The following is a 13,322-nucleotide window of genomic DNA, read 5'->3' as shown; positions in this document are numbered from 1 at the left end:
AAAAAGGTTGGCCTCAGCCAATCTTTTTTTATGGAAATGGATTGCTTCATTTATTTTTAGTAGAAGGGCTACTAGTTTTCTCACGTCTACAGTTAAATCATTTTAATTTATATAAACAAAAGGTGCAATTGTACGATATACTAGAGGGAAGAATTTGGTAATTAACTCCTGAAATAGAGAAAATAAATTCATCTCATTGCAAGTTGAAAGCGAATTGAATTGATGGAAGATCAAACAGGTTAAAACAAATCTTCTTGAAAGTTGTACATAGTGCAATCAAGAATTGGTATGAAAAGAATAAAGAGTTTGTTGAGGCAGGAACAACAATTTTGATAAAACTCCCATTATAATTCATATTTTAGATTGTTTATATAGTGTAATAAAATAAATAGATGTATAATTATATTGGGTGATTTATATATAAGATTAATAGGGAGAGGAATTCGATAGAATGGAAAAGGCTTTTAAAATTAAACGAGTTGCAGTTGTTTCAGTAGCGATTGCAATAGTAGCTATTGGGTATTTCATGTTTCAATCTATTACTTCACCAGCAAAAGCTGTTGCGAAGCAAGAAAATATAGTGCAGCTTGCAAGTGAACAATCGAAAGTTGAAATGAATAAAACGGCGCCAAGTCGTTTTAACGGAATGGAAAGAAAAGTTGCTTATCTTACATTTGATGATGGGCCAGGAAAATATACGGCTGAATTATTAAATATGTTAAAACAGCATGATGCGAAGGCGACATTCTTTTTAATCGGAGCGAATGTAAAAGCGTTTCCTGATTTAGTAAAACGTGAAAATGCAGAGGGTCATTATGTTGGAATGCATAGTATGACACACAATTTTGCGAAGTTATATAAAAACGGCGAATATGTTAATGAAATGAAAGAAGATCAAAGCTTAATCGCAAATATTATTGGAAAATCACCTCAATTAACACGTCCACCATACGGGTCGATGCCTGGTTTAAATGAAGGCCTTCGAAACAAAGTAGTAGAGGGTGGTCTTAAAGTATGGGACTGGACAATTGATTCTTTAGACTGGAAATACAATAAAGTACCAGTCGATGCAGCGGCAGCACAAATCGCTCAAAATGTATTAGCTGGTGCAACAAATCCTCAAGAAGTCATTTTAATGCATGACATTCATCCGCAATCAGTTGCAGCTGTGCCAGCAATATTAAAGGGTCTAAAAGAAAAGGGTTATGAGTTTGAAGCATATCATGAAGAGAATCACTTCCCAGTGAACTTCTGGCATGATAACCGTATGTAATGGAGGAATTGAAGTTGAAATATGGAAAAGTAGCAGTAGTTGGAGCATTATCAGTAGGATTATTATCAGGTTGTTTCGGTGAAAAGCCAGAAGAAAATTTATTTACGGCTTTTGAAGCAGCATCTACACAGGAAAAATCTTTAGCAGATGACACAAAAAAATTAGAGAAGTTAGAAAAGCAAGGACAAGAACTTTATTCTCAAATTTTACAAGAAGGTAAAGAGCATAATGAAGCAGTTTCAAAGAAAATAGAGCAAGCTACTGCAAATGTAGACGAGCGTGAAAAAGTATTGAAAAACGAGAAGGAACAGTTAGAAAAAGCGCAGAAAGAAACGACATCCGTTCAAAATAATATTGAAAAACTCGAAGATAAGAAATTACAAAAACAAGCAAAAACAGTAGAAGAATCGTATAAAAATCGTTATGATGCCTTCCAAAAGATGAATGAGAATTACACAAAGGCGTTAGCGACTGAAAAAGAACTGTATGAAAAATTAAAAGTAAAAGAAACGAAGTTAAAAGAAATTGGTGAAAAAGTTAAAACTGTTAATGAATTAAATGTGGAAGCGCAAAAGGCGAAAGAACAATTTAATAAACATACAAAAGAGTATAATGATAATAAGTTAGCATTTTATAAAGATGCACAAATTAAAATTAAAGAACAAAAATAAAGAAAGATCTTAATTATAATAAAAAGCCGGGGAAACATTGTCAAAAATGTTTTTTCGGTTTTTTACTTTAAATGAATAGAAAAGACTGGAATTGATATCATAAAAGAGTTATAGTGAATTGTTCCAAGGGAAACATTGTAAAGTAAGGAGAATGAAATATGTCATATGAATTTTTATTCAAATTAGGTTTAGCACTCTTTTTAGGATTATTCATCGGAATAGATAGGCAGCTAAAGAATAAACCGCTTGGTGTGAAAACAAGTATGGTTATTTCCGTAGCGAGTTGTTTAATTACAATGGTTTCAATTGAATCAGTGAATGTTTATTCTGTACCGGGTCATACAAACATGGATCCAATGCGTCTCGCCGCTCAAATTGTTAGTGGGATTGGTTTTCTTGGAGCAGGGGTAATTTTACGAAGAAATAATGACGTTATTTCAGGATTAACGACAGCCTCTATGGTATGGGCCGCTTCAGCACTAGGTATTGCGATTGGTGCAGGTTTTTATATACAAGCGACGGTTGCTATGATTTTAATTATATTAGCGATTAACGTACTTCCGCAAATTGTGAAAATTGCAGGCCCTTATTCATTAAGACAAAAGGACTTATCTATAAAAATTACCGTAAACAAACATCGAGAGTTAGACGGGATTTTTAAGCAAATTAAAAATTTAAATATGCAAGTGAAACGAGTGAAAATTAAAGATATTGATAATGGGGCATCTCAGCAATTGGAAATGGTCATTTTAGCTCCAGAAGATTTATATACAACTGAATTATATAGTTCTTTAAAAGAAATCGATCATGTTGTTTCAGTAGAAGTTGAAAGTAGATAAAAAGAGTGATGAAAATTCACTCTTTTTTTAATGCATACAAAACATTTTGCTATAATTATTTTCTAAGGGGGATGAGTATGGTGGAGATACATATTAGAAGGGCAATAAAAGATGATATTTCGGCAATTGCAAAAGTGCATGTGGATAGTTGGAAAACAACGTATAAGGGGATATTCTCTAATGAAATTTTAGACAATATAACGTATGACCAACGAGAAAAGCTATGGGAAAGTATATTTCAAAAAGAAGACGGGCATCAATTTAGGTTTGTAGCAGAAACGTTAAATGGTAAAATAATTGGATTTATCGATGGGGGAGTTGAAAGAACAGGTGCATATAATTGTGATGGAGAATTATATGCAATATACATTTTACAAAAATATCAAGGAATGAAGATAGGACAAAGATTATTTCAAGCATTGCTATCGGAATGTAAAAAAGATAATATGCAATCTCTGTTAGTTTGGGTTGTTGCTAATAACCCTTCTAAAAAGTTTTATGAAAAATATAATCCGGAAAAAATTGACACGAAACTTTTAGAAAGACTACATGTAGAAGAAATAGCATATGCTTGGCGAAATATGGATTGTTTATACAAATCACTATCAATCTAGAAAACGATAATTTTATTATGTAAACTTAATTTACGAGAATGAAAAAATACATCAATTATTATATTGGTGTATTTTTTTGTTGACGGATTAAATGTTTTGAAAAGGTGAAAAGTTTAGTTAGATAAAAAAATTCTGAAATATACCTTGAAATGATTATCATTATCAATTAAAATCATAGTTGATAATAAAATTCAGCTGTCAGAAGTTTCACAAAAAAATGATAGTGTTCGTCTAAAAGAGGAGGAGCAGTATGCAGCATGCGAAACAAATCGCGGAACATGCAACAATACAAAGCTTTTTAAATTGTTATTTAAGAGAAACAGGAAGTGGAGAATGGATTACGGAGGATAAAAGGATAGAAAATATTTTCTGCCATTCATTTCAAAGAGACGCTATCCCTACTTATTTATGCTGCCCTTTATCGGCACAAAACGTTACTTTGTATGGGGAAGTTATATATAAATCGTCAACGGACCGTCATCTATTTGGAGAACAATTTTATTACCAAATTGGCGAAAATAAAAATGTTATTAAAGCAGATTATATTACGGTTATTATGTTTTTAATAAAGGAAATGTCTATTAACTATGGAGAAGGTACGAATCCTGATGAACTTATGCTTCGAGTTATCTGTAGTTGTCAAAATATTGAGAGGTTTATACAAGGAAGGGAGCAGGATACAGCTGAATTATATGGTTTCCATACGACTTTTATAGAGGCGGAGCAATCTTTATTATTTGGACATTTAACTCATCCTACACCAAAGAGTAGACAAGGTATATTGGATTGGAAAAGTTCAATGTATTCTCCTGAATTAAAAGGGGAGTGCCAACTTCACTATTTTCGGGCACATAAAAGTATAGTAAGTGAAAAGTCATTGTTACAAGATTCTACAACGGCGATGATAAAAAAGGAATTAAAGAACGATGAAAAGGTAGGTCAAGAATTTATTGAAGAGTACTGTCAAGAAGATGAATATTCATTAATTCCAATCCATCCGCTACAAGCAGAATGGCTATTACATCAATCTTATGTGCAAAATTGGATGAATCAAGGTGTACTTGAATATATCGGTCCAGTAGGTAAGTGTTATATGGCGACATCATCACTTAGAACGCTATATCATCCTCATTCGAAGTATATGTTCAAGTTTTCATTCCCTGTAAAGGTCACGAATTCAATGCGTATTAATAAATTGAAGGAACTTGAGAGTGGACTTGAAGGTAAGGAAATATTGAATACTAAAATTGGAGAGGTGCTAGAAAAGTTTCCAGGATTTGATTTTATATGTGATCCGGCCTTTATTACTTTAAAATACGGGGCACAAGAGTCTGGATTTGAAGTGATTATTCGAGAAAACACATTTTATAGTGAAAATGAAAATGATGCAACGCTTATCGCTGGATTAGTACAAGATGCAATTCCGGGTGAAAGAACTCGTTTAGCAAATATTATCCACCGCTTAGCGGATTTAGAAGATAGAAGCTGTGAAGAAGTAAGTTTAGAGTGGTTTAGACGATATATGAATATCTCTTTAAAGCCGATGGTATGGATGTATTTACGTTATGGCGTTGCATTAGAAGCGCATCAACAAAATAGTGTTGTTCAATTGAAAGATGGTTATCCAGTTAAGTTTTACTTCCGTGATAATCAAGGTTTTTATTTCTGCAATTCAATGAAGTCAGTGCTAGATAATGAACTAGCGGGTATTGGCGAACTTACTGGGAATTTATATGACGATTACATTGTAGATGAAAGATTTCGTTACTATTTAATTTTCAATCATATGTTTGGACTAATTAACGGTTTTGGTACAGCAGGATTAATAAAGGAGGAAATTCTTCTTTCGGAATTAAGGTCTGTACTTGAAGCGTTCCTTCCATATAACCGCGAACCTTCTACATTTTTAAGTGAATTGTTGGAAGAAAATAAATTGGCATGTAAAGCAAATTTGCTAACGAGATTTTTCGATGTTGATGAACTGACAAATCCTTTAGAGCAAGCAATTTATGTACAAGTAGATAATCCACTCGTTAGAGAAGTGGCTGTTCGTTCATAAGTAGTGCTAAAATTTCACGTAATACAAATAATGGAATTTGATATTCCGTATTATAGCGGAGGGATTTATGAAAGAAGAAGTTTATCACATAAAAATATTGAAGGCACTCCAATCAAAAGAGTACATTTCAGTAAGAAGAAGAGTATTCCGGCAATTAGTAGAATCGTTAATTTATGAAGAAATCATTACGCCGATTCGTATACAAAAGGGAGAGCAAATACTTTTTATTATACAAGGTCTTGATGAAAAGGATCAAAATGTAATGTACCAATGCTATGGACAAGAACGTATGACATTTGGGCGTATTTGTTTACATGACTCATTAATAATGAGAGTTCAAGATGAGGAAGAAGAAATACAATCAGTTTCACAATTTTTACAGGATATTTTTCGGATTGTTCAAGTGGATCGAACGAAATTGGATTCTTTTATTCAAGAATTAGAACAAACAATCTTTAAAGATACGATTGCACAATATGAGAGAAGTTGTGAAGAAGACTATATTGTGAAGTCTTATGATGAGCTTGAAAGCCATTTAATAGATGGACACCCGTATCATCCTAGTTATAAAGCACGCATCGGGTTTCAATATCGTGATAATTTTCAATATGGATTTGAATTTATGCAACCAATGAAAATTATATGGATTGCAGTTCATGAGAAATATACGACTGTAGGATATGAAAGTGAAGAGAGTTATAACTGTACCTTTAAAGAAGAAATTGGTGAAAAGAAAATCGAAGAGTATATGGATCGTATTCGAAAAATGGACTGTGATTCGAAGAAGTATATGTTTATACCTGTTCATCCTTGGCAGTGGGAGAACTTTATTATTCCGAATTATACTGACCATATACAGGATAAATATATTATTTATTTAGGGAAATCAGAAGATAATTATTGCGCGCAGCAGTCGATGCGGACATTAAGAAATGTTACGAATCGAGAGAAACCATATGTAAAGTTATCAATGAATTTACTCAATACTTCAACTATCCGTACATTAAAACCACATTCGGTTGTGAGTGCACCTGCTATATCGAATTGGTTAAAAGATATAGTAAAACATGATCCTTATTTAAGGGATGAATCGCGTTTAATTTTGTTAAATGAATTTTCGAGTGTTACGTACGATACGAATAAAAAAGCTACGTATGGCTCATTAGGATGTATTTGGCGCGAAAGCGTTCACAAATATTTAGATAAGAAAGAAGAGGCGATCCCATTTAACGGTTTATATGCCAAGGGAAAAAATGGGACACCAACTATTGATTTGTGGTTAAAGAGATATGGAGTAGAAAGCTGGTTACAATTGCTTATTCAAAAAGCAATTATCCCAGTTGTACACCTCGTTGTAGAGCATGGAGTCGCATTAGAATCACATGGACAAAACATGATTTTAGTTCATGAAGAGGGAATACCAGTCCGTATTGCACTAAAAGATTTTCATGAAGGACTGGAGTTTTATCGTCCATTTTTGAAAGAACTCGAAAAATGTCCTGACTTTACTAAAATGCATAAAACATATGCGAATGGTCAAATGAATGATTTCTTTGAAATGGACCGTATTGAATGTTTACAAGAAATGGTTTTAGATGCGCTTTTCCTATTCAATCTAGGTGAACTGGCTTTCGTGCTGGCAGATGAGTATCAGTTGAAAGAGGAACAATTTTGGATCATTCTTGTTGAAGAAATAGAAGATCATTTTGAAAGATTTTCGCATTTGAAAGAACGTTTTGAAGCATTACAATTATATGCACCTACATTTCATGCAGAGCAATTAACGAAGCGTCGTTTATATATGGATGTGGAATCGCTTGTTCATGAAGTTCCAAATCCATTGTATAGAGCAAAGCAACTTACAATACAAAAATCAGTTGTTACAGGGGGAAATCATGCTAATCGTTAATAAACAAGAATTTAGCAAATATGATTTTGAATTGAGATTACAAGGTTACGAGGGAGTGGAACAATTTCAAGAAGCAGAAGGAAATAGATTTGCACTTTGTCTGAAAAATCCATTCGATATTATTACGCTTGTGTTTTTCCTAAAAGAAAAAAGAGCATCTGTACTACTTATTCATGAAGATACGCCAAAGGATACAGCTATTGAAATGGCAAAGCGCGCAAAGTGTACTGCACTTTTATACGGAGAAAGTAACGACTTTACAAAATTAGAAGTTCCAAATCTATTACAAGAAGAATCGTCTTTATTGCAGTATAGTTCAGGTACAACAGGAGAGCCAAAACTGATTCGTAGAGCATGGACGGAAATTGAAACAGAAATTGCTGCTTACAATGAAGCTTTAAAATGTGAAGAAGACGAAGTGCCAATTGTAATGGCTCCAGTTTCACATTCATACGGATTAATTTGTGGCACGTTATCAGCAATTACGAGAGGTAGTAAGCCTATAATCATTACAAATAAAAACCCTAAATTCGCATTAAATATAGTTCGTAATACCGAAAAACATATCATATACGCAGTACCACTTATGTTACATATTATGGGGAGTTTTCCACAAGGGACTTTTCAGTTTCATAAAATTATGACATCAGGATCACCTTTGCCAGAAACGCTATTTTATAAGTTAAAGGGCATGACGAAATACATGATGCAGCAGTACGGCTGTTCTGAAGCTGGTTGCATTAGTATATGTCATGCTATGGAAACACATTTGGATTTAGGAAAACCACTTCCTCATGTAAGTATTAACATAGGGTCAAATGAAGATGAACCTGAAGAAATCGTAGTGAAAATTGCTGAAAAGGAGATTTATACAAAAGATTTAGGTTATAGATCTGAGCAAGGCCTTCATTTCATGGGGCGAATAGATGATGTTATTAATGTGTCCGGTCTAAAGGTATTTCCTATAGAAGTGGAAGAAACGATACTTCGATTAGAAGGTATTCAGGAGGCGATTGTATACCGGGGCAAGCATCCTGTGATGGGAGAAATAGTAAAAGCGAAAGTAGTCTCTCGTATTGAACCAGTACAAATACGAGAATGGTGCATACAGCATTTACCGTCTTATAAAGTGCCACATGAAATTGAAAATGTAGCAGAGATTCCGAAAAATAAAACAGGGAAAGTAAGTCGGAAGTTATTAGAGAGGGGAGAGATAACAACATGAGTCGTGAAATGTTAAAAGAAGCAGTTTTAAGTATTATGAGAGAAAAAATGGAACTGAAAAATGTAACGCATTTAGAAGAAACGATGCGTTTAAATCAAGATTTATATATAGATTCGGTAATGATGTTACAGCTTATAGTATACATAGAAATGGATTTAAAGCTATGCGTTCCAGAGGATGAGATAGACCCAAAGGCGTTTCTTACTGTAGGATCTTTGCTTGACTTTATGGAAGAGTTACAGCCGTTACACGAAATAAATGTGAATAACTAACCTTTTAGGAAAGTGGATGAGAGTATGACTTCAATTAAAGTTCACTGTTTAGTGAGTTGTTTTTGTGAAATTATAAAAAGGCGTAGCGATATAGATTTCCGTCCATTTTATTTCGGATTATGGGATGGAGATTTTGATATAACAGAAGGCGGGATTATTTCTTATCATTCCGAAAACATTAATCATGATAACTACTTACTTTGGTATGAAAAATTGTATGGCATTAAAGTGAACGAATGGTACGATCATTCAAAAGATAAAAGTAGCAATGTAGAAACATTTTTAGAATTAGTAGAAAATAAGCCGGAAAATCGTTACGTAATTGTAATGGTTGATATGTCTTTATTGCCTGAGAGAGAAAATAAGTTTCATCAAAAACCGTTTCCGCATTACTTAATGATATCGAAGACAGAGAAAGAAGAGGAATGGTTCATGCTTGATCCTGATTTTCGCTGGGAAGGGAATATGGAAAGAGAAAAAGTGCTCCATTCTGTTAAAGACAACCCATTTGGTGGAGGCTATTTCATTGATATAGAAGGAATTCAGGAGCCAACACAAGAGATGGTAGAAAGTTATTTCATGGAAACATTCAAAAAAGATGATAATGAACTAACAATGGAATTAAAAAAATTAATAATAAAAATGGTAAATGAAGAGGATGGGTATTCACTTTCCGGGCTCGTAACGGCAGTAAAGCAAATACCCGTATTGGCAATACGTAAATATAGCTATGAACATGCCTTTGCATACTTCCGTGACACTTTACAATATTCGGAGCAAGAATTTGATTATTGGTGTGATCGAGTGGAAGACATTGTACAAGGATTTACAAATGTACAGTACCGTGCTATTAAAATGGCAATGACAAATAATAAAGATATGTTATTACCAATTGTTGAAAAACTTGATGAAATGAATACAATTGAACTGCAAATTAAGGATGAACTAGAGAAACAGTTTCTGTTGTGGAAATAAATGGTAACGAATCAGTCTTTCTTAACTAATACAAGTTCATTGAATTTAAGATAAGGGAGTTCAAACCAATGAAATATTCGCTATGTACAATTTCATTTCGCCATCAACTAATTTCATTTACTGATATTGTTCAATTTGCATATGAAAACGGTTTTGAAGGAATTGAGTTGTGGGGGACCCATGCACAAAATTTATATATGCAAGAGCGTGAAACGACAGAACGAGAAATAGATTATTTAAAGGATAAAAATTTAGAGGTCACGATGATAAGTGATTACTTGGACATATCATTATTAGCGGATTTTCAAAAAACGATGGAAAAATGTGAACAGCTGGTAATACTAGCTAATTGGTTTAATACAAATAAAATTCGTACATTTGCCGGGCAAAAAGGTAGTGAGGATTTCTCGGAACAAGAGAGAAAAGAGTATGTGAAGCGAATTCGCATGATTTGTGATCTATTTGCTCCGCATAATATGTATATACTATTAGAAACACATCCAAATACGTTAACGGATACTTTGCCGTCTACTTTGAAATTGTTAGAAGAAGTAAATCATCCATATTTAAAAATAAACCTTGATTTTCTTCATATATGGGAGTCTGGTGCAGACCCTGTAGATAGTTTTCATCGATTAAAGCCGTGGATACAACATTACCATTTTAAGAATATATCATCAGCGGAGTATTTACACGTGTTTGAACCAAATAATGTATATGCCGCTGCTGGAAGTCGTATAGGAATGGTTCCATTATTTGAAGGTATTGTAAACTATGATGAAATCATCCGGGAAGTGAGAGATACTGATCATTTTGCTTCGCTTGAATGGTTTGGGCATAATGCGAAAGATATATTGAAAGAAGAAATGAAAGCATTAACGAATAGAAAATTAGAAGTAGTAAGTTCATAAGGTGAAATGATGAAAGAGTCTCGTTTAGGAGACTCTTTTTTTATTTTATCAATAACCAAAAATTACCATGTATTTAATTTCGGATTTGATACAGTTTAATATATATAAGGAGGTGATCGGTAATGGCTAGAAATCGTAACGCTAATCAATTAGCATCACATGGAGCACAAGCAGCTCTAGATCAAATGAAATATGAAATTGCACAAGAGTTTGGTGTACAGCTTGGGGCTGATACTTCTTCACGTGCAAACGGTTCTGTAGGCGGTGAAATTACAAAACGCCTTGTAGCGATGGCAGAACAACAGCTTGGTGGCGGATATACTCGCTAAATGTAGAAGGTTATAGGAGAAAGGAAGGATTCTTCCTTTCTTTTTTATTTTCAATTAATTGGTATGGATATATTGTGAACAGGATTCAAAGAATAGGAGTAATGCTATATTTTACCCAATTTCTTTTGTTGTAAATGGAAAGTAGTAAAGATGAAATAGCCCTGGTGGAATGTAAACATAATTTCCAGCAGGGCTATTATATGGTAAGAAATATATGATGAAAGGTTCCGAAATCAACATGTTAAAAAAAGAAAACTGTTGTTTAATTGCACTTGCATCAGTTCCACTTGTTATGACGCTAGGTAATTCAATGCTTATTCCAATCCTGCCAACCATTGAAAAGAAATTACATATTTCATCTTTCCAGGTATCCATGATAATTACAATTTATTCTATCATTGCAATTATACTTATACCGATTGCAGGTTATTTATCAGATAGATGGGGACGAAAGATGGTAATGGTTCCAAGTTTATTAATTGCAGCTATTGGAGGAGCGATAACGGGATGGGTATCATGGAAAGTTGATAACCCTTATGTTTGGATTCTTATCGGAAGAGCAATTCAAGGGATAGGTGCTGCTGGTGCTATGCCAGTTGTCATACCATGTGTCGGTGATTTATACAAAGATGAAAAACAGGTTAGTGCAGGTTTAGGAATCATTGAGACGTCAAATACATTTGGAAAAGTATTGAGTCCCATATTAGGATCAGCTCTTGCAGCTATTGTATGGTTCTTACCATTTTGGGCGATTCCAGTTTTATGTGTAATATCGATTGTTTTACTACTGGTACTAGTAAAGGCGAAGAAACAAGAAGAAGAAGTCCCACCACTTAAAGAATTTATTCAATCTATTATCTCTACGTTTCGAGAAAAGGGAAGATGGTTAATTGCCATTTTTATACTAGGTGCAATTATTATGCTTATTTTATTCGGAATACTTTTTTATCTGTCAACTATACTGGAGTCGAAGTACGATATTCATGGTATATGGAAAGGGTGTGTACTCGCTATTCCTTTACTTGTACTATCACTTAGCTCATATATGGCTGGTAAAAAAATTGGAGATAAACAAGATATTATGAAAAAGTGTATCTATATTGGATTTTTACTGGCTGCTGCATCTGTCTTCTTACCTTTATTTCTAAAAGGAATCTATTTGCTACTTCTTTGTCTCGTTATTATGGGGGGAGGAATTGGTATGGCGTTACCATGTCTAGATGCTCTTATTACACAAGGGATTGAAAAAGAGCAGAGGGGGACAGTTACGTCATTTTATAGTTCAATGCGATTTATCGGTGTAGCAGCTGGACCACCCCTGTATTCTTTTTTTATGAAAGGGGCAGACCATGAAGTGTTTTATTTAACAAGCATCTTCGCTGCTATTGGTGCTGTCATAGCAATTATTTGGATTAAACCAGCAAAAGATAAAATGATGTTAAAACAGAAACCGGAACCAACTTCATAATGCGAAAGAGAATTGCATGCCAATTACATAACATGCAATTCTCTTTAATTAGTTAGGAAAAACAACTTGTTTTAACATATAAAGTGCGACTCCCCATATGAGTAGCCCTGAAATTTTATTTAATACTATAATCGTTTTTCCTGTTGAGTCAAATCCTTTTAGAAATTTTCCAGCAAAAGCTAAACTAATAAACCAGATCCAAGAAACTATAATTGTTGCAAAAGTGAAAGCCCATTTCTCACTTCCTATGTACTGTATAGAGTTTGTTCCGATTACACCAATTGTGTCTAAAATTGCGTGTGGATTTAGTAATGAAACTGATGCGGCGAAAATAATTTGATTTTTTAAAGGCATGCTTTTTTCTTGTTTTACATCATTTGAAGGATCGCTTCTCCAAATAACCCAGCCCATATACATAAGAAAGAAAAATCCAATCATATACAAGGTGGTTGTTAACCAAGAAAAAGTAAGGAGTACAAGGGAAACACCTTGTACAGCAATTAATATTAATAATGTATCACATATAGATGCAGTCAAGACTACAGGAGCAGCTCGCCAAATATTTGGTTGACTAGCGCCTTGGTTAAAGACGAAAACATTTTGGACACCTAATGGAATGATAAGACCAAATGCAAGGATGATACCGTGAATAATTGCTTCACTCATCAGATTACCTCCTACTTAATTTGATTAATTATGATAGTCTATATTGTATAGAAGAAATGAAAATTTGTATCCATCCATATGGTTGGATAGGTTACCAACCATAAAATATGT

Annotated in this window: 13 protein-coding genes and 1 pseudogene; 13 read left to right on the top strand and 1 reads right to left on the bottom strand. The window is 33.7% G+C overall.

The window, feature by feature from the left end; all coding sequences use genetic code 11:
• Positions 1–56 precede the first annotated feature (56 nt).
• The 13 genes and pseudogenes from JFU18_RS30475 to bcbE form a co-directional block, all read left to right on the top strand.
• A pseudogene (locus tag JFU18_RS30475) lies at positions 57–317 on the top strand (sensor histidine kinase); the annotation flags it as partial.
• A 134-nt stretch (positions 318–451) separates the two neighbouring features.
• A complete protein-coding gene (locus tag JFU18_RS05855) occupies positions 452–1,273 on the top strand; it encodes a peptidoglycan-N-acetylglucosamine deacetylase (RefSeq protein ID WP_085310540.1) in 822 nt (273 codons plus the stop codon).
• Between the two features lie 14 nt (positions 1,274–1,287).
• Positions 1,288–1,944 (top strand): YkyA family protein, encoded by a 657-nt coding sequence (locus tag JFU18_RS05850; protein ID WP_002086134.1) that lies wholly within the window; start codon positions 1,288–1,290, stop codon positions 1,942–1,944.
• Between the two features lie 158 nt (positions 1,945–2,102).
• Positions 2,103–2,783 (top strand): MgtC/SapB family protein, encoded by a 681-nt coding sequence (locus tag JFU18_RS05845; protein ID WP_002012374.1) that lies wholly within the window; start codon positions 2,103–2,105, stop codon positions 2,781–2,783.
• 77 nt (positions 2,784–2,860) lie between these two features.
• Positions 2,861–3,397, top strand: coding sequence for a GNAT family N-acetyltransferase (locus tag JFU18_RS05840; RefSeq protein WP_201033648.1), 537 nt, complete (start codon positions 2,861–2,863; stop codon positions 3,395–3,397).
• A gap of 250 nt (positions 3,398–3,647) precedes the next feature.
• A complete protein-coding gene (locus JFU18_RS05835) occupies positions 3,648–5,456 on the top strand; it encodes an IucA/IucC family protein (protein WP_201033649.1) in 1,809 nt (602 codons plus the stop codon).
• A 67-nt stretch (positions 5,457–5,523) separates the two neighbouring features.
• Positions 5,524–7,365, top strand: coding sequence for an IucA/IucC family protein (locus JFU18_RS05830; RefSeq protein ID WP_137057973.1), 1,842 nt, complete (start codon positions 5,524–5,526; stop codon positions 7,363–7,365).
• Entirely contained in the window at positions 7,352–8,590 is a 1,239-nt protein-coding gene (locus tag JFU18_RS05825; protein WP_201033650.1) for an AMP-binding protein, read from the top strand. Before JFU18_RS05830 ends, JFU18_RS05825 begins: the two co-directional genes overlap by 14 nt.
• Positions 8,587–8,862, top strand: coding sequence for a petrobactin biosynthesis protein AsbD (asbD, locus tag JFU18_RS05820; protein WP_002064932.1), 276 nt, complete (start codon positions 8,587–8,589; stop codon positions 8,860–8,862). The genes JFU18_RS05825 and asbD overlap by 4 nt, the downstream gene beginning before the upstream one ends.
• Before the next feature lie 24 nt (positions 8,863–8,886).
• On the top strand, positions 8,887–9,837 hold the full coding sequence (locus JFU18_RS05815) for a DUF6005 family protein (RefSeq protein ID WP_201033651.1): 951 nt from the start codon (positions 8,887–8,889) through the stop codon (positions 9,835–9,837).
• Positions 9,838–9,905: 68 nt separating this feature from the next.
• Complete coding sequence (locus JFU18_RS05810) at positions 9,906–10,748, top strand: sugar phosphate isomerase/epimerase family protein (protein WP_201033652.1); 843 nt, start codon at positions 9,906–9,908, stop codon at positions 10,746–10,748.
• A gap of 122 nt (positions 10,749–10,870) precedes the next feature.
• Positions 10,871–11,077: an alpha/beta-type small acid-soluble spore protein gene (locus JFU18_RS05805; RefSeq protein ID WP_000113539.1), complete on the top strand. Its 207-nt coding sequence runs from the start codon at positions 10,871–10,873 to the stop codon at positions 11,075–11,077.
• Positions 11,078–11,294: 217 nt separating this feature from the next.
• Positions 11,295–12,545, top strand: coding sequence for a bacillibactin exporter BcbE (bcbE, locus tag JFU18_RS05800; protein WP_078184742.1), 1,251 nt, complete (start codon positions 11,295–11,297; stop codon positions 12,543–12,545).
• Between the two features lie 48 nt (positions 12,546–12,593).
• Here bcbE and JFU18_RS05795 read toward each other — a convergent pair whose 3' ends face one another.
• Positions 12,594–13,211: a LysE/ArgO family amino acid transporter gene (locus JFU18_RS05795; RefSeq protein WP_002189328.1), complete on the bottom strand. Its 618-nt coding sequence runs from the start codon at positions 13,209–13,211 to the stop codon at positions 12,594–12,596.
• Positions 13,212–13,322 lie beyond the last annotated feature (111 nt).

Origin of the sequence: Bacillus sp. TH22, assembly GCF_016651015.1 — a bacterium.
GTDB classification, from domain to species: Bacteria; Bacillota; Bacilli; order Bacillales; family Bacillaceae_G; genus Bacillus_A; species Bacillus_A mycoides.
The sequence above is the reverse complement of the archived record's forward strand: the minus strand, read 5'-3'. Positions and strand labels throughout refer to the sequence as shown.

Coding starts and splice junctions, on each gene's coding strand:
- JFU18_RS05810 (WP_201033652.1), top strand. CDS start 9,906: ATGAAATATTCGCTATGTACAATTTCATTTCGCCATCAACTAATTTCA.
- JFU18_RS05795 (WP_002189328.1), bottom strand. CDS start 13,211: ATGAGTGAAGCAATTATTCACGGTATCATCCTTGCATTTGGTCTTATC.
- JFU18_RS05845 (WP_002012374.1), top strand. CDS start 2,103: ATGTCATATGAATTTTTATTCAAATTAGGTTTAGCACTCTTTTTAGGA.
- JFU18_RS05835 (WP_201033649.1), top strand. CDS start 3,648: ATGCAGCATGCGAAACAAATCGCGGAACATGCAACAATACAAAGCTTT.
- JFU18_RS05825 (WP_201033650.1), top strand. CDS start 7,352: ATGCTAATCGTTAATAAACAAGAATTTAGCAAATATGATTTTGAATTG.
- JFU18_RS05830 (WP_137057973.1), top strand. CDS start 5,524: ATGAAAGAAGAAGTTTATCACATAAAAATATTGAAGGCACTCCAATCA.
- bcbE (WP_078184742.1), top strand. CDS start 11,295: ATGAAAGGTTCCGAAATCAACATGTTAAAAAAAGAAAACTGTTGTTTA.
- JFU18_RS05840 (WP_201033648.1), top strand. CDS start 2,861: ATGGTGGAGATACATATTAGAAGGGCAATAAAAGATGATATTTCGGCA.
- JFU18_RS05805 (WP_000113539.1), top strand. CDS start 10,871: ATGGCTAGAAATCGTAACGCTAATCAATTAGCATCACATGGAGCACAA.
- JFU18_RS05815 (WP_201033651.1), top strand. CDS start 8,887: ATGACTTCAATTAAAGTTCACTGTTTAGTGAGTTGTTTTTGTGAAATT.
- asbD (WP_002064932.1), top strand. CDS start 8,587: ATGAGTCGTGAAATGTTAAAAGAAGCAGTTTTAAGTATTATGAGAGAA.
- JFU18_RS05855 (WP_085310540.1), top strand. CDS start 452: ATGGAAAAGGCTTTTAAAATTAAACGAGTTGCAGTTGTTTCAGTAGCG.